The organism is Paenibacillus sp. GXUN7292 (assembly GCF_050864975.1).
Lineage (GTDB): Bacteria > Bacillota > Bacilli > Paenibacillales > Paenibacillaceae > Pristimantibacillus.
Genome location: NZ_JBOZWO010000004.1, coordinates 1 through 26,679 on the forward strand (window position 1 = coordinate 1; position 26,679 = coordinate 26,679).

23 protein-coding genes are annotated in these 26,679 nt (G+C 46.0%); 10 read left to right on the forward strand and 13 right to left on the reverse strand.

Annotated features, from left to right (window positions below; genetic code table 11):
- Nucleotides 1-166: 166 nt before the first annotated feature.
- From fucU to ACRRU2_RS05330, 3 genes are read right to left on the reverse strand one after another with little or no spacing between them, the layout of a single operon-like run.
- The gene (gene fucU, locus ACRRU2_RS05320; RefSeq protein WP_432500291.1) at nt 167-598 is read right to left on the reverse strand and encodes an L-fucose mutarotase; all 432 of its coding nucleotides are present in this window, start codon (nt 596-598) and stop codon (nt 167-169) included.
- Nucleotides 599-621: 23 nt separating this feature from the next.
- On the reverse strand, nt 622-1,281 hold the full coding sequence (locus ACRRU2_RS05325; protein ID WP_432500292.1) for a class II aldolase/adducin family protein: 660 nt from the start codon (nt 1,279-1,281) through the stop codon (nt 622-624).
- Nucleotides 1,282-1,296: 15 nt separating this feature from the next.
- Complete coding sequence (locus tag ACRRU2_RS05330) at nt 1,297-3,087, reverse strand: L-fucose isomerase (RefSeq protein ID WP_432500293.1); 1,791 nt, start codon at nt 3,085-3,087, stop codon at nt 1,297-1,299.
- A gap of 124 nt (nt 3,088-3,211) precedes the next feature.
- Between ACRRU2_RS05330 and ACRRU2_RS05335 the strand changes: the two genes are divergently transcribed.
- Complete coding sequence (locus ACRRU2_RS05335; RefSeq protein WP_331701516.1) at nt 3,212-4,231, forward strand: LacI family DNA-binding transcriptional regulator; 1,020 nt, start codon at nt 3,212-3,214, stop codon at nt 4,229-4,231.
- A 151-nt stretch (nt 4,232-4,382) separates the two neighbouring features.
- Here the strand turns inward: ACRRU2_RS05335 and ACRRU2_RS05340 are convergent, their stop codons facing one another.
- On the reverse strand, nt 4,383-5,315 hold the full coding sequence (locus tag ACRRU2_RS05340) for an AraC family transcriptional regulator (protein ID WP_331701515.1): 933 nt from the start codon (nt 5,313-5,315) through the stop codon (nt 4,383-4,385).
- A gap of 184 nt (nt 5,316-5,499) precedes the next feature.
- On the opposite strand from ACRRU2_RS05340, the gene ACRRU2_RS05345 reads away from it, so the two are divergent.
- From ACRRU2_RS05345 to ACRRU2_RS05360, 4 genes are all read left to right on the forward strand, one after another.
- Nucleotides 5,500-6,798 carry an alpha-glucosidase/alpha-galactosidase gene (locus ACRRU2_RS05345; RefSeq protein ID WP_331701514.1) on the forward strand — a complete coding sequence of 433 codons (1,299 nt, stop codon included), beginning with the start codon at nt 5,500-5,502 and terminating at the stop codon, nt 6,796-6,798.
- 192 nt (nt 6,799-6,990) lie between these two features.
- Nucleotides 6,991-7,200: an alpha/beta-type small acid-soluble spore protein gene (locus ACRRU2_RS05350; protein ID WP_331701513.1), complete on the forward strand. Its 210-nt coding sequence runs from the start codon at nt 6,991-6,993 to the stop codon at nt 7,198-7,200.
- A gap of 203 nt (nt 7,201-7,403) precedes the next feature.
- Nucleotides 7,404-8,594, forward strand: a complete 1,191-nt coding sequence (gene fabV, locus ACRRU2_RS05355) for an enoyl-ACP reductase FabV (RefSeq protein WP_432500296.1) — start codon at nt 7,404-7,406, stop codon at nt 8,592-8,594.
- A 183-nt stretch (nt 8,595-8,777) separates the two neighbouring features.
- Nucleotides 8,778-9,710 (forward strand): ribose-phosphate diphosphokinase, encoded by a 933-nt coding sequence (locus ACRRU2_RS05360; protein ID WP_331701510.1) that lies wholly within the window; start codon nt 8,778-8,780, stop codon nt 9,708-9,710.
- Between the two features lie 91 nt (nt 9,711-9,801).
- On the opposite strand, the gene ACRRU2_RS05365 is transcribed toward ACRRU2_RS05360, so the two are convergent.
- Entirely contained in the window at nt 9,802-10,752 is a 951-nt protein-coding gene (locus tag ACRRU2_RS05365; protein ID WP_432500298.1) for an aldo/keto reductase, read from the reverse strand.
- 28 nt (nt 10,753-10,780) lie between these two features.
- Entirely contained in the window at nt 10,781-11,785 is a 1,005-nt protein-coding gene (locus tag ACRRU2_RS05370; protein ID WP_432500300.1) for a Gfo/Idh/MocA family protein, read from the reverse strand.
- 179 nt (nt 11,786-11,964) lie between these two features.
- Here ACRRU2_RS05370 and ACRRU2_RS05375 point away from each other — a divergent pair, with 179 nt between their 5' ends.
- Nucleotides 11,965-12,750, forward strand: a complete 786-nt coding sequence (locus ACRRU2_RS05375) for an AraC family transcriptional regulator (protein WP_432500463.1) — start codon at nt 11,965-11,967, stop codon at nt 12,748-12,750.
- Between the two features lie 117 nt (nt 12,751-12,867).
- The gene (gene nagZ, locus ACRRU2_RS05380) at nt 12,868-14,175 is read left to right on the forward strand and encodes a beta-N-acetylhexosaminidase (RefSeq protein WP_331701507.1); all 1,308 of its coding nucleotides are present in this window, start codon (nt 12,868-12,870) and stop codon (nt 14,173-14,175) included.
- A 35-nt stretch (nt 14,176-14,210) separates the two neighbouring features.
- On the opposite strand, the gene ACRRU2_RS05385 is transcribed toward nagZ, so the two are convergent.
- From ACRRU2_RS05385 to ACRRU2_RS05400, 4 genes are all read right to left on the reverse strand, one after another.
- Nucleotides 14,211-16,079, reverse strand: a complete 1,869-nt coding sequence (locus tag ACRRU2_RS05385) for an ABC transporter ATP-binding protein (RefSeq protein WP_432500303.1) — start codon at nt 16,077-16,079, stop codon at nt 14,211-14,213.
- Nucleotides 16,076-17,806, reverse strand: coding sequence for an ABC transporter ATP-binding protein (locus tag ACRRU2_RS05390; protein WP_432500464.1), 1,731 nt, complete (start codon nt 17,804-17,806; stop codon nt 16,076-16,078). The genes ACRRU2_RS05385 and ACRRU2_RS05390 overlap by 4 nt, the downstream gene beginning before the upstream one ends.
- Before the next feature lie 149 nt (nt 17,807-17,955).
- Nucleotides 17,956-18,321, reverse strand: a complete 366-nt coding sequence (locus tag ACRRU2_RS05395; RefSeq protein ID WP_432500305.1) for a hypothetical protein — start codon at nt 18,319-18,321, stop codon at nt 17,956-17,958.
- A gap of 123 nt (nt 18,322-18,444) precedes the next feature.
- Nucleotides 18,445-19,131: a PspA/IM30 family protein gene (locus tag ACRRU2_RS05400; protein ID WP_331701504.1), complete on the reverse strand. Its 687-nt coding sequence runs from the start codon at nt 19,129-19,131 to the stop codon at nt 18,445-18,447.
- Between the two features lie 638 nt (nt 19,132-19,769).
- Here ACRRU2_RS05400 and ant(6) point away from each other — a divergent pair.
- Nucleotides 19,770-20,624 (forward strand): aminoglycoside 6-adenylyltransferase, encoded by an 855-nt coding sequence (gene ant(6), locus ACRRU2_RS05405; protein WP_331701503.1) that lies wholly within the window; start codon nt 19,770-19,772, stop codon nt 20,622-20,624.
- Between the two features lie 153 nt (nt 20,625-20,777).
- Here ant(6) and ACRRU2_RS05410 read toward each other — a convergent pair whose 3' ends face one another.
- From ACRRU2_RS05410 to ACRRU2_RS05420, 3 genes are all read right to left on the reverse strand, one after another.
- Nucleotides 20,778-21,557, reverse strand: a complete 780-nt coding sequence (locus ACRRU2_RS05410; RefSeq protein ID WP_331701521.1) for a squalene/phytoene synthase family protein — start codon at nt 21,555-21,557, stop codon at nt 20,778-20,780.
- A 176-nt stretch (nt 21,558-21,733) separates the two neighbouring features.
- Complete coding sequence (locus tag ACRRU2_RS05415; RefSeq protein ID WP_331701502.1) at nt 21,734-23,110, reverse strand: (Fe-S)-binding protein; 1,377 nt, start codon at nt 23,108-23,110, stop codon at nt 21,734-21,736.
- Nucleotides 23,103-24,518, reverse strand: coding sequence for an FAD-binding oxidoreductase (locus ACRRU2_RS05420; RefSeq protein WP_331701501.1), 1,416 nt, complete (start codon nt 24,516-24,518; stop codon nt 23,103-23,105). The genes ACRRU2_RS05415 and ACRRU2_RS05420 overlap by 8 nt, the downstream gene beginning before the upstream one ends.
- A 108-nt stretch (nt 24,519-24,626) precedes the next feature.
- On the opposite strand from ACRRU2_RS05420, the gene ACRRU2_RS05425 reads away from it, so the two are divergent.
- Nucleotides 24,627-25,349, forward strand: coding sequence for a FadR/GntR family transcriptional regulator (locus ACRRU2_RS05425; protein ID WP_331701500.1), 723 nt, complete (start codon nt 24,627-24,629; stop codon nt 25,347-25,349).
- Between the two features lie 270 nt (nt 25,350-25,619).
- The gene (locus ACRRU2_RS05430; protein ID WP_432500308.1) at nt 25,620-26,675 is read left to right on the forward strand and encodes an LLM class flavin-dependent oxidoreductase; all 1,056 of its coding nucleotides are present in this window, start codon (nt 25,620-25,622) and stop codon (nt 26,673-26,675) included.
- Nucleotides 26,676-26,679: the final 4 nt, after the last annotated feature.

Below are 26,679 nucleotides of genomic sequence, written 5' to 3' on the forward strand. Positions count from 1 at the left end.
TGTTCATTGTAACTTTTGCCTTCTTCTATTGTTCATTGTAACTTTTGCCTTCTTCTATTGTTCACTGCAACTTTTGCCTTCTTCTATTGTTCATTGTAACTTTTGCCTTCTTCTATTGTTCATTGTAACTTGTGCCTACTATAATATTATTCCCAGCAACTGTTCCTTACTCTACGACTACGCCTTTTTTAATAATCAAATTGGCATAAAGAGCTTTTTCACCCGTTGCAACAATTGCATAGGCGCGCTTAGCCCGCTCATAAAAGGCAAACCTCTCTATTTCCTCAAAGCAATCCGCATTGCCGGCATGCTTATTCACGATCTGCTTGTATTCGTCCCATATCGGCGTTTGCACTGTATCGCCCGGGGTAACTCCCATAAGCGCCGCTGGCTTATCTACGTATTGATCTAGCGGAAACAGCTGAAGCACAGCTTCTAGCAGCTCCGGTATGGAATGGCCATCGCAGCGAATTAATCGGACAGCATGGCTGGCAGCTGGAAAATTGCCGTCTGCAAACACGAGCTCATCGCTATGCCCCATCTCCATCAGCACTTTAAGCAGCTCGGGAGAAATAATACTCGGAATTCCTTTTAGCATATAGTCATCTCCTGCTCTAAAGGTTACTGCATTTTTTGCAGCAGCTGGACGCGGTAAGCCTCGCTTTCCAATGAAGCAATTTCTTCAAATTCAGCATCAGTCAACACTTTCGGCTCCTTGATCGCTTTGGCGATCAAATAAATCTTAGCACTTTCTTCAACAACCTCCGTACGGTAATATGCTTCACGCAAATTCCGCCCGGTCGTTACCAGCCCATGGTTGCCGAGCAAAACAGAGCTCGCTTTATTGACCACTGCCACATAAGCATCCGCAAGCTTATCTGTCGTAGGAAGGACATACGGTACATATAATGTTTTTCCGACGAGCGCCGCTTGGTCCGGGAACATAATCGGCAGCTCCTGCTCAACAAGCGTAAAGGCAATGCAATAAGGAGGATGAGTATGCACGATAGCGCCAATATCAGGATTTACACGATAAGCGTACAGATGCATTAAAACCTCTGAGGAAGGTCTAAAGCCTGTATCCGTAATTTTACCTGACTCAATATGCACCTCTACCCATTGATCAGGTTCAATTTCATCCAGCGCAAAGCCGCTTGGCGACAAGTACATATACCCGTCATGCTTGGCGCTAATATTGCCGCCTGGTCCTACAACTAATTTATTGGCTACTATTTTTTTCGCGTAACGGCACAGTTCTTCTCGAATCGCTTTACTGCCCATCCTAACACCTACATTCTATTTATATAGTGGTCCAAAATTTGTACACGCACGGTAATCAGCCGCTTCTGCATCCGCTGTTCCGAATAAGCCCCATGCTTTTGGACGGAATATTTTTTCCTCTGCAATATTGTGCATGTTCACAGGAATACGCAGCATTGAAGCTAATGTGATCAAATCTGCACCAATATGTCCAAAGCTGATGGAACCGTGGTTGGCGCCCCAATTGTTCATAACATCGTACACGGAACGGAATGCTCCCTCGCCTGTAATAATTGGTGCAAACCAAGTCGTCGGCCAGGTTGGATCCGTCCGGTTATCAAGCGCCTCATGCACATTCTCTGGCAATTCTACAGAATAGCCCTCTGCTATTTGCAGCACTGGCCCGATGCCCTTCACCATGTTGATGCGCGACATCGTCATCGGCATACCGCCTTTTGTCAAGAAATCGGAAGAATAGCCCCCGCCTCTGAAGTACTCTACATTAGCCGGTCTCCAGGAAGTAGCCGCCAGACAGCGCTTTGCTTCCTCCTCTGTAATTTCCCAGAACGGCTTCATCGCCGGCATGCCGTCCTTCGATTGCTCTCCAGTGCCGTCCAGCGTAGCTGAGCCTGAATTGATCAAATGAATAATTCCGTTTGCCGCTGCGCCGCTGAGCTGGTGACCTGTTACACGCTCAACCGATTCTGGGCTCCAATAAGTACGCACATCCGCAAAAATTTGCGCGGTATTCGTCAGCAGACTGCCAAACAACATGACGACCCCGTTAAGGCTGTCATTTTCCGTTGCTACTAAATAAGGCGCACGAACGCCGTTCCAGTCGAAGGACGAATTAAGCATCGATTCAAGAAAGTCGCCATTTGGAAAATGATCTGTCCATTGGCGCTGCCCCTGGAAGCCCGATACGATCGCTTGATGACCCAGCGCTTCTTCGCCAAAGCCAAGCTCGGCAAGACGCGGATTGCCAATCATAAGATCGCGGGTAATTTGCGTCATTTTCACAACCGTTTCCCAATCCTGATCCTTCTTCTCTCTGGACTGCTGAATATCAGCTGCATTGTTGTCAACGCCCTCAACACAATGCTCTTTTACCCATGCCATAGCCTTTTCGAATTCTTCCTGATCATAAATCCCTTCGTCCATACGACGGACAAACTCGGACATATCAATGTATTCATTACGCATTCCAAGATACTCCTGGAAAAAGTTGTCATTCACGATAGAACCGGCAATCCCCATTGAAACTGAACCCATTGACAAATAGGATTTGCCGCGCATGTAAGCAACCGCCAAACCAGCTTTAGCAAAGCCAATCAATTTATCCTTCACATCACCCGGGATGGACGTATCGGAGGAATCCTGAACCTGCTCGCCATAAATTCCGAATGCAGGCAAGCCTTTCTGAGCATAACCGGCCAATACGGCAGCCAAGTATACGGCGCCAGGTCTCTCGGTTCCGTTAAAGCCCCATACCGCCTTCGGGATCGACGGGTCCATATCCATCGTTTCGGTACCATAGCACCAGCAAGGAGTAACAGTAATGGAAACGCCTACACCTTCACGCGCAAATTTGCTCGCACAGGCTGCGGCTTCAGCTACTCCGCCAATTGTCGTGTCGGCAATGACACATTCCACCGGCTCGCCATTAGGATAGCGAAGATGCTCCGATAGTAACGCTGCAGTTGCTTTAGCCATATTCATCGTTTGCTCTTCCAGTGATTCACGTACACCTTTGCGACGGCCGTCAATGGTCGGTCTAATTCCTATTTTCGGAAAACCAGCTGCATATCTGTACTGCTCAAGCGACATTATAACCCCTCCTGCGTAATTAAAAATGTTATCGATAACATCAATCTAACAATTTATTTGCTTGCTGTCAACGTTAACTTTTAGGTATGATAGGATAAGTATTATCTTACAAGGAGCTACTTGCATGGTTACGATTTATGATATTGCTGCAAAAGCGAATGTATCCGCTATGACGGTTTCCAGAGTTATCAATAACACTGGCAAAATTAGCGACAAGACACGCGCCAAAGTAAAAAAAGTGATGGAGGAAATGAACTATGTCCCCAATCAGACAGCGCGAAATTTAGTGCTTCAGCAAACGAAGCTGCTCTTTTTGCTCATTACGGATATTAATAATCCTTTCTATACGACAATTGCCCGCGGCGCAGAGGATGCCGCCAAGAAGTATGGCTACCGCCTTCTATTTGGAAACAGCGACGAGAACCTAGATAAAGAAGCGGATTATATTACGACTATATTAACGACCCGGGTCGACGGCGTGCTGCTTGCGCCGACAGGCGATCCGTCGCTTCCGCATCTGGAATCGCTGCGCAAGCATAATGTTCCGTTCGTGCTGCTTGATCGCGAGGTGCCTGGCGTTGAGTATGATATTGTGCTTGGTGACAGCAAGGAAGGAGCTCGTCAGCTTGTGGAGCATCTGATTGCGAACGGCCACCGCCAGATCGCAATGATTAACGGCGCCGATACGATATCCAGCGCCCGCCTGCGCCTGCAAGGATATTGTGAAGGCCTGCTTCTGAACGGACTGGAGCCTCGAGAAGATTATATTTACCGGACCAGCTTTGGGGCTCAGCATGATCTCCAGGAGCTGGCCGATTGGCTGCTGTCCTTGCAGCCGGCGCCTACCGCTATTGTGGCTGGCAACAACGTGCTTGCAGTGGAAGCGCTGCGCGTCCTGCGCGAGCGTCATATTCAAGTGCCGGAGCAGCTGTCTATCGTTTGCTTTGACGACTTGGGCCCGTATTCTGAGGCAGAGCCATTTCTAACGGTTGCAGCCCAGCAGGCTTATCAATTTGGCTATATGGGCGTTCAAATGCTCGTAGAGCGGATCGCCGAACGTGAAGCTGTGCAGCCTTGGCGCAAGGTCGTACTGCCTGCCGAGCTTGTCGTAAGAAGATCGGTTCGCAATATATTGCCTCAATAAGTCAAAATTGCGCAATGACGTACAAAATAATGAGCCTGCCAATGCAGCTATTGCTGCTTGGGAGACTGTCGATTAATTGCGGATAGGGCAACAATCAATAGAAAGGGGGCCACTGCGATCAAGATTGGGATTCCGACCGCTGTGCCCACAATTAATCGACAGTCTGCTTGGCAGGCTCCTTGTATTGCTGGCGGTATTCGGTGGGCGAATGTCCGCTCCATTTGCGGAATTGTTTAGTGAAAAACAACGGATCATTATAACCTATCGATGCTGCAACCTGGGCGACTGTCAAATCCCCCTGCAGCAGCTCCTCAGCCTTTTTCATCCGTGTTTTGAATAGGAACTGCTGCGGCGACAAGCCGGTCGCTTCTTTGAACAGCTTCGTTAAATGGGCACGGTGGTAGCCCAGTGTTCGAGCGATAGACTCAATTGATAACTGCTGCGAATACTGCAAAGAAAACATGCGTATAGCCTGCTCCACCTGGCGGTAGGTATGTGCATTAGCCGTGTTTGCAATGTCTAGCTGAACGGCCGGATATTGTACCTGCTCTCCCTTGCTTTCAGCCAGCGCCTGCTCATTTTGCGCAGCCTGCAGCCCCAGCTCATAGAAGATCCTGCGCAGCAGGCTAGCAGCTTTCATATTGCCTAATGCCGGATAAAGCTCCTCCTCAAGGCTGGCTCTAATCCCCTGCAATAAACCGGTAATTTTGCTCTCGAAGCAATTTTTAATAATAGCCCGGTCCGGTGTAATCCCAATTGAACGCAGGGCAGTTTCTACTACCTCTCCGCTGAAAGCAACCCAAGCATAGGTCCAGGGATTATGCTCATCCGCTTCGTATTTCACTAGAATATCAGGAAATATGACAAACACATCTCCTCTTTCGCAAGAAACCGATGTTCCCAGTGTTTCAAATTTCCCTGTGCCCGAAAGGACGATATGAATTAAATAGTAATCATGTACCGCAGGACCGATATAATGACCAGCAATCGGACCGCCTTCCCCGCTAAATAATACAGACATTTCCTGCTTGAGCGGGGCTTCATTCAATGAAACCGAAAAATAATGATGCTGTGGTATTGTCATATGCCGCCGCCTCCCTATCAGCTTTACACAAAAATGATGCAACATTCCTCCATATTGCTATGCGATACTTCCATATTCAACAATTATAATCTCAACTATACTAAAAGTGAATTAAGCTTGTTATTCCAATGTTTATAGGATTGCACTCTTTTTATAACACTTATTCTAAAGGAGGAAGTTTATTTTGTCCAAGATTACATTTATCGGTGCTGGAAGCTCTGTATTTGCTAAAAATATTCTAGGTGATGTTATGCAGACGCCTGCCTTGCAGGGCTTTGAACTGGCCTTGTTTGATATTGATGCGGAAAGATTAAAGGATTCAGAGAAAATGCTGCTGAATTTGCAGAAAACAAGCGGCAGCAGCTGCGTCATTAAAGCCTATAGCAATCGCAAGGATGCGCTGCGCGGTGCAAAGTATATCGTGAACGCAATTCAAGTAGGCGGCTATGATCCGTGTACAATTACAGATTTTGAAATACCGAAGAAATACGGCCTGCGCCAAACAATTGCCGATACTGTAGGGATCGGCGGGCTCTTCCGCAATCTTAGAACGATTCCTGTCATGCTTGATATTGCGCAGGATATTAACGAAGTATGTCCAGACGCGTTGTTCCTCAACTATACGAATCCAATGGCAGTACTTACGAATGCGATGAACACTTATGGCGGCGTAAAAACTGTTGGACTTTGTCACAGCGTGCAGGTTTGCGTGCCGGAATTATTCAAGCTGCTTGGCATGGACGCCGAAGGTGTGAAATGGAATATTGCGGGCATTAACCATATGGCCTGGCTGCTCGAAGTTAGCAAGGATGGTGTAGATTTATATCCGGAGATTAAAAGAAGAGCTGCCGAGAAGCAGCTAGAGAAGCATCATGATATGGTTCGCCTTGAAATGATGCTGAAATTCGGATACTACATTACCGAATCTTCAGAGCATAATGCAGAATACCACCCGTATTTTATTAAGCGCAATTATCCTGAGCTTATCGAACGCTTCAATATTCCTTTGGATGAATATCCGCGCCGCTGCATCAATCAAATCGAAGGCTGGAAATCGATGCGCGAATCGCTCGTTAATAATGCTAATTTGGAGCATTGCCGCAGCCATGAATATGCGTCGTACATCTTTGAGGCAATTGAGACGAATAAGCCATTCAAAATCGGCGGTAATGTTATGAATACAGACCTCATTACGAATCTGCCGAAAGAAGCCTGTGTCGAGGTGCCTTGTCTCGTAGACCGCAACGGCATCCAGCCGATCCATATCGGCAATTTGCCGCCGCAGCTTGCAGCTCTTAACCGTACCAATATCAATACACAGCTGCTAACTCTTGAAGCCGCAGTTACACGCAAGCGTGAGCATATTTATCACGCTGCCATGCTTGATCCTCATACAGGTGCTGAGCTGTCCATGGACGATATCGTATCGTTATGCGATGATCTTATTGAAGCGCACGGCAATTGGCTGCCTGAATATAAATAATACATTCAGCAATTTGTACGTTTTCTCATCCCCTCGCTGCAAGAGCTTGCTCCTGCAGCGTTTTTTTCATGGATTAAGCGTGCTTTTTCTTATGCTTAAAAGTTTTTTCACATTTAGGAAAATTAAGGGCTAATTAGCGAATAATACTTTTGGACAAGTTGCATAATAACTTCAGAAGGAGGATGATAATCAATGGCTAGGAACACAAACCAGCTCGTAGTACCTCAAGCGCGAGCAGCACTTGAGCAAATGAAATACGAAGTAGCTCAAGAGCTTGGCATTCAGCTGCCGCAAGATGGTTATTATGGCAACATGACGACTCGCGACATGGGCTCCATCGGCGGTTCCATTACTCGTCGCCTTGTTCAAATGGCTCAGCAGCAGCTTTCTGGACGCCGCTAATCGTTACATCACAAGCAATAACTTGTATAGAACATTGGAAAAAAATGGCGATCAGAGCCTGGCTCTGCACGCCATTTTTCATTTCTGGCAACAACGATATTAATATAGCTTCCATTTGAACTGAAAAATCGGTAAAATGAATAATATGCCTCTTTACTGAACTACATAACTTCTGAATTTTATATGGAAAGGAATATATGTTTATGATTATTCAACCAAAAACCCGTGGCTTTATTTGTACTACAGCCCATCCTGAGGGCTGCGCTAAACAAGTCCAACGTCAAATAGATTATGTTCGATCCCAGCCCAAGCTTGAAGGTCCGCGCAATGTGCTTGTAATCGGCGCTTCGACCGGCTACGGCCTTGCTTCGAGAATTGTGTCTGCTTTTGGAGCTGGCGCAAATACGGTAGGCGTATATTTTGACAAAGAAGCGGAAGGCTCCCGCACTGCAACAGCAGGCTGGTACAATTCAGCTGCATTTGAACAGGTTGCGGCAGAAGCCGGTCTTAAATCCTACAGCATTGTAGGCGACGCATTCTCCGATGAAATTAAAGCAAAAACAATTGATCTTATTAAAACGGAGCTTGGCCAAATCGACTTGCTCGTATACAGTGTAGCTTCACCTCGCCGCACGCATCCAAAAACAGGCGAAACCTTCTCCTCCGTCATTAAGCCGCTTGGCGAAACTTACAGCAACAAAACCGTTAATTTCCATAGCGGCGAGGTTACGGTTGCTACAATCGAGCCTGCAACAGAGGATGAGCTGCGCCAAACGATCGCTGTAATGGGCGGCGAGGACTGGCAAATGTGGATCGACGAGCTCAAAAAGGCTGGCGTGCTCGCTGATCAGGCTACAACAGTTGCTTACTCTTATCTTGGCCCAGAAATTACACATGCTGTTTATTTGGACGGGACGATCGGCGCTGCCAAAATGGACCTTGAAAAAGCGGCCAAAAATATTAACGAGCAGCTAAGCGCTGCAGGCGGACGGGCTTTCGTATCCGTTAATAAAGCGCTTGTTACGCAATCCAGCTCGGCGATCCCTGTTGTTCCGCTTTATATTTCCGCATTGTACAAGGTGATGAAAGAAAAAGGGCTGCATGAAGGCTGTATTGAGCAAATGTACCGTCTTTTCTCGGAAAGACTATACTCTGGCAAAGAAGTGCCTGTAGACAGCAGAGGGCTTATTCGCATTGACGATTGGGAAATGAAAGAAGACATCCAAAGCGAGGTTGCTCAGCTATGGCAGGACCTTACTACTGAAAATGTATATGAGCTGTCCGATCTTGAAGGCTACCGCCGCGAGTTTTTCCAATTGTTCGGCTTTGAAACGGAAGGCATCGATTATGAGAAAGATACAGATCCAGCTGTAGCTGTCATAAATCTTCGCTAATTTATAAAGATAATACTAATAACGGGGTTGTCGGCCGATGTGCTGACAACCCTTTTTTTGACGTTGTCTTGTCAAAATTGATTTTGCAGCCATACCCAAAATTCCATTATTTGATATTAAAAACTCATATAGTATAATGAAATTGTGTAATCTATAGGAAGTCACGCTGGAAGGAGCTCGCTTATGCTCAAAATTTTCGCTGGTTCATCCAATCCGGAGCTGGCTGAGAAACTATGCGACCAATTAGGCGTTTCCCTTGGGGACGTCTCCTTGTCAAAAATGGAAAGCGGAGAGATTTATGTAGCCTATCAAGAAACAGTACGCGGCTATGATGTGTTCATCGTCCAATCTCTATCTCATCCTGTGAATGAGCATTTGGTCGAGCTGCTCATTATGATAGATGCTGCCAGGAGAGCATCAGCTCGAACGATCAATGTTATCATGCCATACTACGGTTATGCTCGTCAGGAACGAAAATCCGCCCCCCGCGAGCCAATATCGGCCAAAATGGTGGCTGACATTTTGACAACAGCAGGCGCGGATCGGATTATAACGATTGATTTGCATGCAGACCCCATTCAAGGATTTTTCAAAATACCGGTCGATCATCTCACAGCTCTGGATTTAATTATTGACTACCTAAGGCTCAAAAACATTCCAAATCCTGTCGTCGTTTCTCCTGATGCCGGGCGTGCCGCCACGGCTGAGAAGCTTGCTGATCTGCTCAACTGGCCTTTTGCGATAATGATCAAAAACAGGCCTGCCCACAATAAAACCGAAATAACACATATTATTGGAGAAGTCGACGGGATGACTCCGATTATTATTGAGGATTTAATCGATACAGGCGGTACGATTGTAAATGTAGTTGAGGCATTGAAAAAGCGGGGAGCAAAGGATGCCTATATTTGCGCTACGCATGGATTATTTTCAGAAAAAGCGATGAAAAAGCTGCAGCATCCAAGCATTGCCGAAGTTGTTATCACCGATACGATAGCAGCGGAGGAAGCGCCGCCGCCAAACTTTCATGTGCTGTCGATTGCCGACCTGCTGGCTACAGCCATCAACATTATTACTCGCGGCGGTTCGATTGCAACTCTATTCAAAACAGAATAACAGCTGTGCAGAATCAAGGATAATAAGGGCTGCCTCCTTTACGCCATTTTGCGATGGTGTAAAGAGAGGCAGCCCCTTGTTGTCATTTGGACTAACTACGAATCAGTTCGGCCCGATTCGTTAAATCCAGCCATTCCATTTCCTCTTTTGTCAATTTAATGGACGCACCCTCATGACAGGAATGAAGCTCCGCTTCCGACTGCGCTCCAATTAATGCACAGGTTGGAAATGGCTGATTCAGCACATATGCCAATGCAATTTGTATAGCAGACGCGCCTTTTTGTTCAGCCAGCAGTGTGGCGCGGCGCAGTCTCTCCCAATTGTCATCGCTATAAAAAACTCGAACCAGATCCGCATTAGTGCGATCCTCTGGCGAGAAACGGCCAGTAAAGAAGCCTCTAGCTTGCGATGACCAGGACAGCAGCGGCAGCTGCTCGCGCTCATGCCAAGCACAGGTCTCCTCATCAGCAGACACACAGCCTGCCCAGAACGGCTCATTCGCCTTAGCCAGGCTCAAATTTGGGCTGCTGAAGGTAAAACCCGTCAGTCCTCTGTCGGCTGCATATTCATTAGCCTCTTTAATACGCTGCCAGGTCCAATTAGAAACGCCAATCGCGCCTACAGTGCCTGCCTTAATATGGGCATTAAGGGCATCGATTATTTCTGCTACCGGCTTGGCAGGGTCATCGCGATGCAGCGCGTACATATCAATATAATCCGTTTGCAGCCGCTTGATGCTGTCTGCAATATCAGCATCAATGGCTTCTTTATTTACTCGAGGACCCGTTTGATCATGATGAGCCCCCTTCGTTAAAATAACCAGCTTGTCTCTGTTTCCCCGTTCTTTCATATATTTCCCAATGACCCCTTCGCTTTGACCGCCGCAATAAATATGTGCAGTATCCAGCGAATTGCCGCCAATAGCAAGAAAAGCATCCATATTCGCTGCAGCCTTCTCATAGCTGGCAGGATAAAAATAGTCCGTGCCCTTCATTAGTCGGCTGACCGGCTTAGCAATACCCGGTATTGTAATATAATCCATCCTTTTGGCCTCCTTTGCTTCTTTTATTTTATGAAATAACAATTCTTGCTCTTTCCTCGGCGGAACGCAAGCAGGCATCAACTACCTTCATATTTCGAATCGAATCAGACATGCCAAATGCCAGCTTTGCCTCTCCCTTAATTGCTTTTGCCAAATGATCGGCCTGCGCCGTGTAAGCGTTAATATGCTCCACAACTACTTCTCTGCGTCCATCACTGGTCTCCACAAAGAAATTGCCGCTGCCTGGCTTAGGAGTTACGTAAGCGGACGGTACCTGGATAATGCCAGTTGAACCGACAATTTCCAGCGGATTGCGAAAAGCCGTCCACATGCCGCAGTCGAAAGTTAATGCGATATCACCTGGAAATTCAATGATACCGGACATCATCATATCAACGCCGCCATGGGCATCTGAGAACATCGCTTGCGTCGTTGCCGCCTCCGGCTCGCGCTCCAGCAGCAGTCTGGCCGCGCTAATTGGATATACGCCTACATCATATAAGGAGCCGCCTCCCCACTCCTTTTTGTAGCGCACATTATTCGTATCAGCGGCATTATTAAAGGTAAAGGTGCTATGAATGCCTCGCAGCTCTCCGATTTCGCCGGAGTCTATTATTTGTTTAATCAGCTCATAACGCGGATGATAGCGATACATAAAAGCTTCCGCAAGCAGCTTGCCAGTCTTTTCGCTGACAGCAGCCATTTCCTCAGCTTCTTCTGCCGTCAATGCGATCGGCTTCTCGCACAGCACATGCTTGCCCGCCTCCAAAGCCTTGATTGCCCATTCTTTATGCAAATGATTAGGCAGCGGAATATATATTACGTCCAGTGATGAATCCTGCAGCAATTCCTCATAGCTGCCATAGGCAACAGGAATATTCAGTTCGGAAGCCGTCTGTTTGGCCTGCTCCATATTTCTGCTTGCTATAGCAGCCACTTCATTCCATTCAGATAAATGCACACCTGGTATGACTGCCCGTTTTGCTATTCCTGCACAGCCCATAATGCCCCATTTTAATTTTTGAGTGCTCATTTCACCATCACCTCAAACAGTTATTTAAGAATATATTGTTATTATAGATTGAGAGTATTAAAATTAAAATGATATTATTTTGAACCGTATTAGCACTAAATTGTCATAGGAGGATGCTTGTGCACACCAATCAGAGACAAAGCCATTTATTAACTCTATTGCAAAATCCTTATTTTTGCATGCCCGAATCAGTAGGATATTATGTCAATTGGCCTAGTCATCACGTATTTCGCAGCGCAGGAGCTTTAAATAATTTCAATATCCACTTTGTTATATCAGGTAAGGGCTATATAGAAATTGATGATCAGAAATACGAGCTTACAGCAGGTGATGCTGTTCTTTATTTTCCTTTGCAAAAACAACATTATTACAGCAGCAAGGACGATCCCTGGAACATTCGCTGGGTTCATTTTTACGGCGAAAGCTTGTCTGACTATTTCATAGCAAGAAATTTGCATCGCAGCCCTTTATGGAAAATACGCCAGCCCGAGCTTTGGTTTGCAGCTCACGAAGAGCTGCTTAAAGAAACAGAAAAAAACCGCATGCTGCATCCTGGCAAGCTGTCTACCCTTACTTATGCGCTCATTACATTGTTTGTAGAGAATGCTATCCCCTTGTCTGAGCATAAATCAAATAATGCCTCTCAGCGCATCCATGAGCTGCTGCCTATCATGCAGCATGAAGCCGCTGAGCCGTTTTCGCTGGAAAGATGGGCGGATGAGGCTGGCGTAAGTACTCATTATTTTTGCAAGCTATTCAAAAGCGTAATGGAAATGACGCCGATAGAATTTATTACACGCTGCCGCTTGCAAATGGCGAAGCAGTGGCTGCTGGAGCGCAAGGAGGTTTCGATCGGGCAGATTGCCAATGATTCAGGCTATCCGAGTGTAAGTTATTTTAACAAACGCTTCATAGAGCATGAAGGTGTTACGCCGAGCGCATATCGTCAATTATTTGATGTATAATAATTCGTGTATAATAGCAAGTATAGAATAATGTCGAATCATTGAGGCAACCATTTGTGAACCAATAACAGAATGAGCAGCTTGCAAGCAGCGGAAACACGGAGGTGTATACCAGAAATGAAACGATATAGACCCATTTCAATGACTAACAGCAAGGTTTTGAGCTGGATACTGCTAATGTTTTCTTGTCTATTTATACTATTTGGCTGCAGCAATTCCTCATCCCATCCGCCGGATGATCAGAAGCCTGGCAAGGAGCCAAGCAAAACGGCCGTGCCTCAGCAGCCGACAGACAAGCCTGTCCCGTCAGCAGCCAGCACAGCCGAGCCGGAGCAAGCTAATCAGCAAGTCAAGCAAACGCTGGAAAGCATGACCGTTTCACAAAAAATCGGCCAATTGATGCTGATAGGTTTGGAAGGCACTGCGGTTAACAGCGATACAGAAGCGATGCTTAATAACAAGATCGGCGGTTTTATTTTATATAAAAACAATATCAAATCCGCAGAGCAAGCCTGGACGCTACTTAACGATTTGAAACAACGCAATCAAGCGTACGAAATTCCGCTTTGGCTGGGCGTAGATCAGGAAGGCGGAAAAGTAAGCCGTATGCCGGAAGAATTCATCAAAATTCCTTCTCCAAATATTGTAGGCAGCAAGGAAAATCCAGATTATGCGTATCGCACCGGACAAGCAATCGGTTTAGAAGTTAGTTCTCTTGGCTTTAATTTTGACTTCGCTCCAGTGCTAGATATTAACAGCAACCCCAAAAATCCAGTTATCGGCAATCGCGCTTACGGTACGACGCCGGAGCAAGCTGCCCGTTACGCCCTTGAAGCGATGAAGGGAATACAGTCGGAGCAGGTTGCAACATCCGTCAAGCATTTTCCCGGCCATGGTGATACAACTGTTGATTCGCATCAGGATCTTCCTGTTATCCAAAAAAGTAAAAGTGAGCTGGAGAGCTTTGAAACCAAGCCTTTCGTTGAAGCTATTGCGGAGGATGCCGATTCCATTATGGTAGGGCATTTGCTCATACCGGCTATTGATGAGGAATTTCCCGCTTCATTATCTGAGAAAATAGTATCGGATTGGCTGCGCAGCGAGCTCGATTATGACGGAGTCATTATTACGGATGATATGACGATGGGAGGCATTACGAAGCATCGTGATATCGCAGAGGCTGCCTTGCAATCTATATTGGCAGGCACAGATATCGTCTTGATCGGCCACGATCCCAAGCTGCAGCTTAAGGTTTGGGATCGCCTGAATCAGGCTGCTGCTGACGGCATTCTGACGGAGGAAAGAATTAATGAGAGTGTAGAAAGAATTTTAACGCTAAAGCAAAAATACGAGCTGAGCGATGAAGCGACGCCAGTCTTGGATGTTGCTGAACTGAATAAAAAAGTAGACAGTCTGCTGAAGTAATCCAGCAGACTGTCTTTTTGCCATGCGAGCTGTCGCTATTGATTGCTGCTTGCCATGTCGAACTCAGCGCCTTCAAACTGGCTGTTGTGCAGCTCAGCATAAAAGCCGTGCTGCTCCATCAGCTGCTCATGCGTACCCTGCTCGATTATCTCGCCTTTATTCATAACAAGAATAAGATCGGCATCACGGATCGTGGAGAGACGGTGGGCAATGACAAAGCTTGTCCTGCCCTTCATAAGCACCTTCATCGCTCGTTGAATATTCATTTCGGTCCGGGTGTCCACGTTGCTCGTCGCCTCGTCCAAAATAAGCACAAGCGGATCAGCCAGCAAGGCGCGAGCAATCGTAATGAGCTGCTTCTGTCCTTGCGATATATTAGAGGCATCCTCACTCAGCTGTGTATTGTAGCCTTCAGGAAGTTTGCGTATAAAATCATCGGCATAAGCACTTCTTGCCGCCTGTATGATCTCTTCCTCCGCAGCATTCTCCTTGCCGTAGGCAATATTATCGTATATCGTGCCTTGAAACAGCCATGTATCCTGGATAACCATTGCAAATCTGCTTCTAACCTGTTCGCGGCTCATTCTGCTGAAATCAACGCCGTCCAGCATAATTTTACCAGCATCCGGTTCATAGAAGCGCATGAGCAGATTAATCATCGTAGTTTTGCCAGCCCCAGTAGGCCCTACAATCGCAATCGTTTGCCCCTGCTCTACCTCAATATTTAAATCTTTGATAATCTGCTTATCTTTCTCATAGCCAAAGCCAATATGGTCAAAAGCGATGCGACCGGCCAATTGGTTTATTCCGTCATAATGCGGCTGCTGCTGAGGCTCCTCCTCCTCATCCAGCAATTCAAATATACGTTCAGCAGCGGCAAGCGCCGTCTGAATCATACCTGACAAGCCTGCAGCCTGCGCCATGGGCTGATTAAGCTGCTGGGTATATTGAATGAAAGCCTGTACGTCACCGATCCGTATATTGCCGTTAATAACTAATAAGCCGCCTATTAAACTGACGAGAACATAGCTTATATTTCCGATAAACATCATAATCGGCATCATAATTCCGGACATAAATTGCGCTTTTCTGCCCGCCTCATACAATTTTTCATTCATCTCATTGAATGTGCCTACCGCCTGCTTCTCATAGCCATAAGCTTTTACAACCTGATGGCCGCTGTACATTTCTTCAATATGACCATTGACCGCCCCCAGCTCGGCTTGCTGTCCGACAAAAAACTTTTGCGAGCGTTTCGCAATAAAAGAAATCGCAAAAGCGCTGAGCGGCAATGTAAGCAAGACAACCAAAGACAGCCAAGGACTAATATAAAGCATCATAATGATAATGCCCAAAATAGTTATAACCGAAGAAACAAGCTGAGTAATCGCTTGCTGCAGCGAGCTGTTAATACTATCTACATCATTTACAGCCCGGCTAAGCACATCGCCATGCGGATGCTTGTCGAAGTAGCGCAGCGGAAGCCGCATCAGCTTGTCAAATACTTCTCTGCGAATTTTGGCAGCTGTTTTTTGTGCAATAGTTGCCATTAAGTATTGCTGGAGAAACGTAAATAAAGCCGAAAATAAATAAAGCGCGCTTAGCCATAGCAATATTTTCGCTAAAAAATTGAAATCTACTGCAATTCCTTTTGTAAAGCTCTCGAACAACGACGAGGTTGCATCACCGAGCAGCTTAGGGCTGATTACGCTAAATACGGTTCCTAGAATGGAAGCCAGTACGATTAACGCTATATTGAACCGCTGCGGCTTTAAGTATCCGGCTAACCGCCTCAACGATTGCTTGAAGTTTTTAGGCTTTTCCACCTTGCGGAAACCGCCGTGACCGCCTCCTGGACCAGGTCCGCGCCGATGGCCTGCAGCTTGTCCTCTGTTCGCACTCATACGCTTTCCTCCTCCAATTGCTGGGACTGCACGATTTCCTGATAAATCAAATTGCTTTCCATCAGCTGCTTGTGCGTGCCGCTTCCAACAATTTCTCCTTCATGCAGTACGATAATCTGGTCGGCATCCATAACGGTGCTTACTCTTTGCGCCACGATAATAACAGTAGCTTTTCCTGTTACTTGCTTAAGCGCTTTTCGCAGCCTGGCATCCGTTTTATAATCAAGCGCCGAGAAGCTGTCGTCAAATAAATAAATGCTCGGCTTTCTTGCTAAAGCTCTCGCTATCGATACCCTCTGCTTCTGCCCACCGGACAGATTTCCGCCGCCCTGGCTTACTTCGTCGAGCACACCATTTTCCTTTGCTTTGACGAAATCCGCTGCCTGGGCAATTTCCAGCACATCCTGCTCCTGCTGGTCCGATACATCGCCATTGCCGAAGCGGATATTATCTCTGATCGTTCCGCGAAATAATGCTGCTTTTTGCGGGACATAACCGAGCTGCGCCCTCAGCTGGTCAAGCTTAATGCGCCTGATATCGATTCCGTTAAACATAATTTTTCCGGACTCCACATCATAAAAACGAGGAATCATACGCAAAAGCGTCGATTTACCGGAACCTGTGCTTCCGATAATTGCGGTTGTCTGGCCAGCTCTCGCAGTAAAGGAGACATTATGGAGCGCGCTTTTCTCAGCGCCTGCGTAGTGAAACGTAACCTTGTCAAAGGCTACATCCACGCCGTCAGCAGCGGGCATATCGATCGCCTGCTCGTTATCTTGAATGGATGAGTTTATGTTCAATACTTCGTTAATTCTTTTCGCTGATGCTTGTGCGCGCGGTATCGATACGAATGCCATGGACAGCATCACTAGCGAAATTAAGATCATCATGGCGTATTGTAAAAATGCCATCAGATTGCCGACCTGCATCTCTCCCTGGTCGATACGAATCCCGCCAAACCATATGATTGCAATACTCGTAAAGTTCATAACCAGCATCATGACCGGAAACAAAAGCGCAAGAATGCGGTTAACGCGAATACCTGTATCGCGATAATCCTCATTCGCCTCATTAAATCTCGTTTGCTCATAGCCGACGCGATTAAACGCTCTTACTACCCGCGTTCCTATTAAAGTCTCGCGCAGCAGCAAATTCAATTTATCCGTCTTTTTTTGAAGCAAGCCAAACAGTGGAATCGCCCTGCGGGATATTAAAAAGATAAGCAGTGATAATACTGGCAACGAGGCAAGAAAGATGTAGGAAAGCTTGGCGTCTCTGGATATGGCCAGTATTATGCCGCCAACGAGCATAATCGGCGCTCTAGTCATCATGCCCAGAATCATGGTAGTAACGTCCTGCACCTGTTTAATATCGTTCGTAGTTCTTGTAATTAAAGAAGCTGTGCCAAAACGGTCAAATTCCTGCAAGGATAAACCTTCTACTTGTACAAATAAAGCTTTTCGCACATCCCGGCTGAAGCCCAGCGTAATTCTGGAGGATAAATAGGATACCAGAATGGTAAGCGCTACAGAAATTACCGCACATAGCAGCATAAGCCCGCCAGTTCGCCATACATAGCCGATATTATTGTCCGCAATACCTTTATCGACCAGATCCGCCATTAACGTGGGCAAATAGAGCTCGAGCATAATGCCGCAAAACATTAGGGTAAGTACGGTAACAATGAATAATCGGTAGGGCTTTAGATACTTGAATAAAGCAATCAATTCCATTCCCTCTCTCTAGTTAAAATAACATTGCTCTAACTGTGAACTCATTATAAGTATTGTTCATCCTTGAAGTCAAACCGATAGAAAACAGCGTAAGAGACAGGCCTCTTACGCTGTTTTGCATGAGCGTTATTATTATAGAATGCTTATTTGAATTTTCCGCCGCCGCCGCGAGAGCTGCCCGAACCAAAGGAACCCCCGCCTCCTCCGGAACTGCCGCTTCTGCTGCCGCCAGAGCCGTCTTTGAATGAGCCGCCGCCGCCGCGAGAAGAGCTTGAGGAGCTGCTGCTGCTTGATGACGAACTGTTAGACCAGCTGCTGCTTGACGAACTGCTGCTTGATGAACCGCTAAACCAGGAGTTGCCGTTATTGCGCGACTTATGCCTATCATTAATAGTAATATTAGTATGAGTATGTATTATGGATGCTTCAGTCATCTTAAGCTTCTGCTCATACTCTCTTCTTGCCCGCTCTTGCTCTTCAAAGTCATTTTTCATTGCAGCAATAAGCATTCGGCCATTCTGGATATAATCTTCCGCATCAGCATAATAGCCTTGGCTAAGTCTCTCTCCTCAAGCGACTTTCTTATGTTTTAAAAAAGCTTGGAATGGGATATTCCAAGCTTCGTGAATCTATTAGCCGTTCTTTTTCTCGTTTAGCTCCGCCTTCAAAGCAGCAAGCTCATCATCGATTTCCGTATCTCTGGTTGTGCGCATCATTTGCTCTAATTTATTGTCCAAATCTCGATTACCCTCTGCAAGAGATTGCGCAGCTTCTGCCTGATCTCGCATTTTCAAAATTTTCTCTTCCATCTTGGCGAAGGATGCAGCTGCATCATCTGTTCCGACGCCTGACATCGTTTGATTGATTCTTTCCTGAGCCTTGGCAGCTTCCGCCTGGGCAATAAGCGTGCCGCGCTGAGATTTCATCTCTTGCACGCGGTCTTTCATTTCTTGAAGCTGTGTGCGAAGTCTATCCGAGCTTTGCTTGGCGCCGTCATAGCTGACCTGGAGCTTAGCAACCTTCTCCTCATGGCGTTTTTTATCACCCAACGCTTCGCGAGCCAAATCTTCATTGCCCATAGAGAGCGCTTGACGCGCTTGGGAATCGCGCTTGGCTACTGCTTCTTTCGCTTCATTAAGCTCGCGCTCAAATCTTTTCTCCACAGCAATTTGCGAAGTGACAGCGGTTGTCACCTTTGCCACGTCTTCATCCAGCTCTCTTAAAATCTGATCAATCATTTTAACCGGGTCTTCCATCTTATCCAATGCCGAATTGACATTTGCTTTTCCTATTCTAAAAATACGATCAAAAATCCCCATTACAATTCCTCCCTTTATTCATAAACTATTATCTATTCAAATACTACGTGAATAAAAGTGTATGGTTTCATCATAAACAACATTACAAAAGTTGACAATATTTGTTGATGTTTTCATTATGAAAAATTTATGGATCATTGCTAATGTGCTGTATTTGCTGGCCACACGTTCCGCTATTCACCTTAAAATTCTCTTTTTTTAAGTTTCGCGGCCACACATTCCGCTATTCGGCCCTAATGCCTGATTTTTCACCACTTTTTTAACGAATAACGGAACGTGTGTCACTTTGATACCTCAAAACTGCGCTTTTTCGCATAATAACGGAACGTCTGACCTACCTGGCGAATCTACCGATTCGGTGAACGACGAATTTCAACACACCAGAAGACCTCGCCTTTGAATTTATACATCGACTCAACATTAACTTGGATAAGTTACTTAGTCAGCAAGGATTACGAGAACACAATGTCGAACAAGGATAAACGGCTATGTCGTCCTTTGGACAGGCGCGTTTACCGATGAAATATAATATAAGAACGGATACAAGGTTACAAAAACTTATACTTTCTTATATTTTAAGAAAAACGAAGGTCATTTTCGCCTGAGTCAAAGGAAAAAGTGGAACGGAGGATACTGTATTGAGAAGTGAACAAGAAATGATGAATATCCTTATCGACTTTGCTAAAAATGATGATAGAATTCGATTGGTAACTTTAGAAGGGTCACGTACAAACAAAAATATCCTTCCTGATTCATTTCAAGATTATGACATATCTTATTTTGTAAAGGATATTAATTCTTTCAAGGAGAATGATCAGTGGATTCAAGTATTTGGAAAATCTGTAATGATACAAAAACCCGAAGATATGGAGCTTTTTCCATCAGAATTAGGTAATTGGTTTTCATATTTAATCCTTTTTGAGGATGGGAATAAATTAGACCTAACACTCATCCCAATTAACGAGGTGGAAGTTTATTTTACCAATAGCGACGGTTTAGTTGGTGTGTTGCTTGATAAGGATAATCTGATCAAACACGAGTTGACCGCAAATGATCGTCAATATTGGATTAAAAAGCCAACTGCAAAAGAATTTGATGATTGCTGTAATGAGTTCTGGATGGTTTCAACTTATGTAGTAAAAGGATTGGCCAGAAAAGAAATACTTTTTGCTATTGATCATTTAAACAACGTATCAAGGCCTAATTTATTGAGAATGATGGCTTGGAGAATCGGATCAAAGCAAGGATACGACTTTAGTGTAGGGAAGAACTATAAGTTTATAAATCGTTACCTATCAGAAGAAGATTGGGGAAAGCTTCTGTCAACCTATTCTGAGAATGGGTACCAGGAAATGTGGCAGTCTTTATTCATTTGTTATGAGTTATTTAGAACCTACTCAAAAGCTGTGTCAGAAAGTCTCGGATATAAGTATCCAGATTATGATAAAGCTATTACTAAGTATACGGAAAGTATCTATGCTTCATTGTCATGAACAATGCAAATGACCGCTCTCTTCGAAAATTAAAGTAGCCAAACAAGAAAAGCGTTCGGGCAGCTATTTCTACAACTGCTCAAACGCCTTTCTTTACGGTATCATTCTCCAGCATATTGCCGCCGAACGAGATCAGCTCCGCCATCGCACACGCTATGTTATGCTGTTGACAAGACGCAGCACGGTATCTCGCGTCAGCTTATTGCCGCCTGCCGAGATCAGCTTCACCGTCGCATGCGCCAAGGTTAGCGGGATTTTGCAAAAGGTGCGCGCTTGCCCATCCTTCAAGTCTTTAACATACTCATCAGCTACGCCAAGATTGCGGCGCGTATATTGCAGCATTTCCTTCATATCCCAGCCTTTCGGAAAGAAATCGACGCCGCGCTCCAAATCCTCTTTACGATTGCGCAAAATATTGACGGCCTGCAGGCCTCTGCCGAAAGCAACCGCTTTCTGCGGATCTGTTACAGTGCCGTCATGCCAGTACCAAATCTCGGACAGCAATTCGCCAACCATCCCGGCGACACTATAAGTATAGTTGTCCAGATCCTGCTCCGTCTCGATGTTCCAGTCCACATGCACCCACTGTGCCATCTGCTTGGACATGCTGGCAGTGTGACGGAATACGATTTCTCTTGCTGATTCAGGACATAGCTCCGCCCATTCATCCATTCGATAAGTAACTTCAGGCAATTGTGCTTTTTGATCAGCAAACAGATGGCGGACGCTTGCAAGCGGTTCGCCAGTCTGCAAAGCATCATGCACCTTGTTGAGCATATCTACTTTATACTCATCGCTAAGCTCATGATGATCTTCAATTTCGTCAATTGCGCGCATACATAAATATGCAGAGGCAACAGCATCCTGCAAGCTGCCTTTCAGCTTGGAGATGGGGATAAAAAAGGTGCGGCTCGTGTTTTTCAACATTTTCATTGCGTCATTCAAAGTAATAGCTCCTTTGTTTCACTAGCTTTCGCAGCAGCTAATTTGAAATGTTATCAAGGATAAACAACTCTGCTGTCCTCGGGACAGATGTGTGTTTACCGTATACCATCTTAAATTCACAAAAGAAGAGGGCCTCTCAGGTCCTCCTCTAAGCTTGGATACTATTATTTTACACTTTCCTCACGCTGCAAGCAATCGTATAAGAAGTCAACAATGTGAACGGCCTCCATTGCTTTGCCTTCCGCATGCTTGTGGATGCCCAGTTTCATTTGCAATAGACAGCCGGGATTGCTCGTTACGATATACTGCGCAGCTGTAGCGCGCGCATCCACCATCTTATTCTGCAATATTTTATTGGACATTTCAGGCTGAGTCAAATTATAGGTGCCTGCCGAGCCGCAGCATGATTCAGCAGCCTTCATTTCGACATACTGCACGCCTTTTATTTGCTTAAGCAGCTTTCTAGGATTGGCTCCACCCTTCATAACATTTCGCAAATGGCAGGAATCCTGGTACGTAATAACTGCACCGGCTTCGTTTTGCTTAAAAGCATACTTAAGCGGCCTTCCATAATCTGCAAGCAGTGTGCTCACATCCTTCACCCGGCCAGCAAACCACTTGGCATCCTCGCGCATATCGTTATTATTTCGCAGCAAATGATCATATTCCACTAATAAAGCGCCGCAGCCGCCAGCATTAGAAACGATGTAATCCGCACCGCTATCCTTGAACACCTTTACATTATTAATCGCTTGAAGCTCCGCCTGCGCTACCTCGCCGCTATGTGCCTGTATCGCACCGCAGCATTGCTGATCGTCTGGAATGACAATCTCAAAGCCTGCCTCAGACAAAAGCGCTATCGTATTTTTGTTGGTTTCAATAAACATGGAGTCCATCATGCAGCCGCGGAACATGGCTACCGTTGCTACTTTTTCGCCCTTTGCCTTTATGCGTGTCCCCATTAGCTCGACAACGCCTTTGCTTGAGCCCTGCGGCATAATGGCCTCCATATTTTTCATGTGCTCACCCAAAATACCAGCCGAACCTGTTTTTCGTACAAATTTTTGCAAGCCAGATTTTTCGTAAATTTCAAGCCCTTTGCCAAGCAGCTTCATGCGCTTTTGATTTGGGAATACTTTCTTAAGCAATACATGACGCACGCCGTTCACCCAAGCGCGATGTGTTGTATGCTTTTCGATTGCATCTCTAGCCTGCTCGATGAGATGGCCGTATTTCACGTCAGCCGGACAAGCAGGCTCGCAGGCGCGGCAGCCAAGACAGTGATTCATTTGGTCTTCAAAAGCGATTCCCGGCTCCATTATGCCGTCCACAGCAGCTTTCATAAGCGATATCCGGCCGCGCGGCGATTCCGCCTCAATGCCTGTTATTTTGAACGTCGGGCACACCGGCAAACAAAAGCCGCAGCGCATGCAGTTAGTTAGCTGATCATAATCTAGCTGCAGCTTCAAGGTTTGGCGCAGTGCCTCTACATTGCCCTTTTGTTTTTTAGGCGCTTCATTGCGCTCTGCAACATTAGCCACGTTCAATCACCACCCTGCGGCGAGATTCCTTGGCGAATATTTTTCCAGGATTAAGCAAGTGCTGAGGATCAAAGGCAGCTTTAATATTTTTCATAACCATAATGCCGCTCTCCCCCATTTTCCACTCCAAAAACGGCGCCTTGACCATGCCTACGCCATGCTCGCCTGTAATTGTACCGCCTAACGAAATAGCGGCCTCAAAAATTTCCGCAAAGGCTTGCTCAACGCGATGCACCTCATCCTTATCTCTTGCATCTGTCGTTGCCGTTGGATGCAAATTGCCGTCGCCAGCATGGCCAAAGGTGCATATTTGCACATTATATTTTTTAGCGATCCGATTAATTTCCATCACCATATCCGCGATTTTGGAGCGAGGCACTGTTGCATCCTCCAAAATAGTCGTAGGGCGAAGGCGGGCAAGCGCCGTGAACGCACTTCTTCTTGCCGTAAGCAGCTTGGTCGCTTCCTCCTCGGTTTCGGCAATCGTAGCTGCATCCGCATTGTGCTTGCGGCAAATCTCCGCAATAAGCGCGATATCGCGCTCAACCATTTGCTCGTCTCCATCCTGCTCAATAATAAGCATCGCTTCTGTATCATGCGGCAGTCCAAGCTTGGCAAAATCATCAACAACGCGGATAGTCGGGTTATCTAAAAATTCAAGTGTCGCTGGAATAATACGATTTTCGATAATGGCAGAAACGGTGCGCGCCGCATCATATAAATCATGGAACATGGCAAGCATCGTCTTTTTATATTTAGGCTTGGGAATAAGCTTGAGCGTCGCTTCCGTAATAATAGCAAGCGTACCTTCCGAACCGACCAGCAGCTTGGTCAAATCGTAGCCTGCAACATCCTTCATCAGCTTGCCGCCTGTACGGAGCACCTCGCCGGAAGCAAGCACACATTCAAGTCCCAGCACATAATCTTTCGTCGTGCCATACTTCAATCCGCGGAGGCCGCCCGAGCATTCTGCGATATTGCCGCCAATTGTCGAGATGGACATGCTGCTCGGATCTGGCGGATAGAACAAGCCCTCTGCTTCAACATGAGCAATAAACTGGCTTGTAATAACGCCCGGCTGAACTGTAGCCGTCAAGTTATTCAGATCCACTTCCAATATGCGATTCATACGGTGCATCACCATTACAATGCCGCCTTGAACAGGGACAGTGCCGCCGCATAGATTGGTGCCTGAGCCGCGCCCTATCAAAGGAATATGATGCTTGCTTAATACGCGCATAATGTTGGAAACTTCCTCAGTCGAAGCTGGATATATGACGCCGTCCGGCAAATGCTGCAGCATTGGGGTTCCGTCAAAGGAATGAGTAACTAATGATTCCATATCATCCTTAAAATAATCTTTACCTACGATTGAGCGCAATTCTTGCTTTACCTGCTCGTTTATCATACTGTCCCTCCGTTGGCAAATATAATTGATCATGTCATCTGATGACTTTTTCTTTAGTATAGCTTATGATTGAATAGATGTATATACTTTTCATCGTGGAGGTTTACTATGACATTGCCTTTTATCAAGCCGCAAAAAGGTTCAGATATCGTTATGGAGCATATACAAAAACAAATTGAGTCAGGTGAGTACGCGCCTGGACAAAGACTGCCGACTGTTGTGCAATATGCCGAGATATTTCAGGTAGGGCGTTCAACGATTAGAGAGGCGCTAAGCGGACTGAAGGCCAAGGGGCTGCTGTCGATCCGCCATGGCGGAGGAACCTTCGTCGTCGATGTGCTTCCAGCGCTGGATAAGCAGGAATCTGCCGCCGTGCAGCTGTTCAATAATGCGGCGGAGCTTAAAGAAGTGATTGAGGTGCGGCAATATATCGAGGCTGGCTGCGCGGCGCTTGCAGCTGCGCGAAGAACAGAGCAAGATCTGGAGAAGCTTGCCCAAGCGCTTCAGCTGATGAGCGAAAGTATAGGCGACGAACAAAAAAGCGAGGAAGCCGATATGTTGTTCCATTTGCGGCTTGCCCATGCATCGCATAATTCGTTATTCATTTCCTTGATGGAATCCATGGCCGAGCGGCTGCAAGCGAGCATGAAGGATTCCCGCAGGTTATGGTATTTCGCCGACCGTACAACGGCCGAAGCGCTGCTCGCAGAGCATCAGCGCATCTATGAGGCTGTACGCGAGCAGCAGACCGAGCTGGCCGCCGACCTGCTCAAGCAGCATGTTCAAAAAGTAAATGAAGTTGCCTTGAAGCTAGCTTCGACAGAACTATGATTGTCAAGTTATACAAATATAGTTAGGACCTCGTCAAAGACGCCGTTATCTTGTCTCACATGATAACGGCGTCTTTTTAATTACAAAAATACAAACTTTTTTATCTCTGCAGTCTTTAAAGTCCAGTAAAATCAAAAGGTTTCTTTTTGGATACTATAGCACTTTTAAGTGCGTACTTACATAAATGAAATCCATATATGATAATAGCAATATAAAGACAATCAATAATTAAAGTTACTAACAAAAATATAGATAGGAGCTGTGCTTCACATGAATAAATATAGAATCGATCAAAGCAAAGGCCTGGAATTTGGCCTCTACTCATTAGGCGATCATACGCCCGATCCGCTGACAGGAAAGCGTATCTCTGCAGAACAGCGTATTTATGAAATTATTGAAGCCGCAAAGCTTGCCGATCAAGCCGGCATTGATGTTTTTGGCGTAGGAGAAAGCCATCAGCCATTTTTTGCTTCACAAGCGCATGCTGTCATTCTTGCTGCAATTGCTCAAGCAACTGAAAAAATCAAAGTGATCAGCTCTTCCACTATTGTCAGCACATCTGATCCTGTGCGCGTCTTTGAAAACTTTGCAACCATCGATCTAATATCTGGCGGAAGGGCTGAGATTGTTGCTGGACGAGCTTCCCGAGTTGGTCTTTTTGAATTGCTAGGATATGATCTGCGCGATTATGAGGAGCTGTACGAAGAAAAATTCGAGCTGCTTAATTTAATAAATGAGCAACAAAAAATAACATGGAGCGGCCAATTCCGCTCTCCCCTTAAAAATGCTGAAGTATTGCCTAGACCAGTGAACGGCTCGCTTCCGATTTGGCGAGCGGTAGGCGGACCGCCTGCCAGCGCCATTAAAGCAGGGCGCGCAGGCGTACCGATGATACTGGCAACGCTTGGAGGCCCCGCAACGACCTTCAAGCAATCGATTGATGCTTATCGCCAGGCTGCGGAGCAGAGCGGCTTCGATCCAAGCATCTTGCCTGTAGGAACTACCGGGCTGTTCTATGCAGCTGAAACCTCGCAGCAGGCGATGAGTGAATATTATCCTTATGTAAACTCTGGCATTACGCTGGTCAACGGGCGGGGATTTCCGAAGCAATTGTTTGCTCAAGCTTCGGACAAACGCGAAGCTCTTGTAGTAGGCAGCCCGCAGGAAATTATCGAAAAAATACTTTATCAGCATGAGCTGTTCGGACATCAGCGTTATTTGGCACAGCTTGATTTCGGAGGAGTCCCATTTAATAAAGTATTAAAAAATATAGAACTTATAGGCACAAAAATATTACCTGAAATCAAAAAATATACGGCGAAATAACAGG

Coding starts and splice junctions, on each gene's coding strand:
- fucU (WP_432500291.1), bottom strand. CDS start 598: ATGCTAAAAGGAATTCCGAGTATTATTTCTCCCGAGCTGCTTAAAGTG.
- ACRRU2_RS05325 (WP_432500292.1), bottom strand. CDS start 1,281: ATGGGCAGTAAAGCGATTCGAGAAGAACTGTGCCGTTACGCGAAAAAA.
- ACRRU2_RS05330 (WP_432500293.1), bottom strand. CDS start 3,087: ATGTCGCTTGAGCAGTACAGATATGCAGCTGGTTTTCCGAAAATAGGA.
- ACRRU2_RS05335 (WP_331701516.1), top strand. CDS start 3,212: ATGGTTACGATTTATGATATTGCTGCAAAAGCGAATGTATCCGCTATG.
- ACRRU2_RS05340 (WP_331701515.1), bottom strand. CDS start 5,315: ATGACAATACCACAGCATCATTATTTTTCGGTTTCATTGAATGAAGCC.
- ACRRU2_RS05350 (WP_331701513.1), top strand. CDS start 6,991: ATGGCTAGGAACACAAACCAGCTCGTAGTACCTCAAGCGCGAGCAGCA.
- fabV (WP_432500296.1), top strand. CDS start 7,404: ATGATTATTCAACCAAAAACCCGTGGCTTTATTTGTACTACAGCCCAT.
- ACRRU2_RS05360 (WP_331701510.1), top strand. CDS start 8,778: ATGCTCAAAATTTTCGCTGGTTCATCCAATCCGGAGCTGGCTGAGAAA.
- ACRRU2_RS05365 (WP_432500298.1), bottom strand. CDS start 10,752: ATGGATTATATTACAATACCGGGTATTGCTAAGCCGGTCAGCCGACTA.
- ACRRU2_RS05370 (WP_432500300.1), bottom strand. CDS start 11,785: ATGAGCACTCAAAAATTAAAATGGGGCATTATGGGCTGTGCAGGAATA.
- ACRRU2_RS05375 (WP_432500463.1), top strand. CDS start 11,965: ATGCCCGAATCAGTAGGATATTATGTCAATTGGCCTAGTCATCACGTA.
- nagZ (WP_331701507.1), top strand. CDS start 12,868: ATGAAACGATATAGACCCATTTCAATGACTAACAGCAAGGTTTTGAGC.
- ACRRU2_RS05385 (WP_432500303.1), bottom strand. CDS start 16,079: ATGAGTGCGAACAGAGGACAAGCTGCAGGCCATCGGCGCGGACCTGGT.
- ACRRU2_RS05395 (WP_432500305.1), bottom strand. CDS start 18,321: ATGCTTATTGCTGCAATGAAAAATGACTTTGAAGAGCAAGAGCGGGCA.
- ACRRU2_RS05400 (WP_331701504.1), bottom strand. CDS start 19,131: ATGGGGATTTTTGATCGTATTTTTAGAATAGGAAAAGCAAATGTCAAT.
- ACRRU2_RS05410 (WP_331701521.1), bottom strand. CDS start 21,557: ATGAAAATGTTGAAAAACACGAGCCGCACCTTTTTTATCCCCATCTCC.
- ACRRU2_RS05420 (WP_331701501.1), bottom strand. CDS start 24,518: ATGATAAACGAGCAGGTAAAGCAAGAATTGCGCTCAATCGTAGGTAAA.
- ACRRU2_RS05425 (WP_331701500.1), top strand. CDS start 24,627: ATGACATTGCCTTTTATCAAGCCGCAAAAAGGTTCAGATATCGTTATG.
- ACRRU2_RS05430 (WP_432500308.1), top strand. CDS start 25,620: ATGAATAAATATAGAATCGATCAAAGCAAAGGCCTGGAATTTGGCCTC.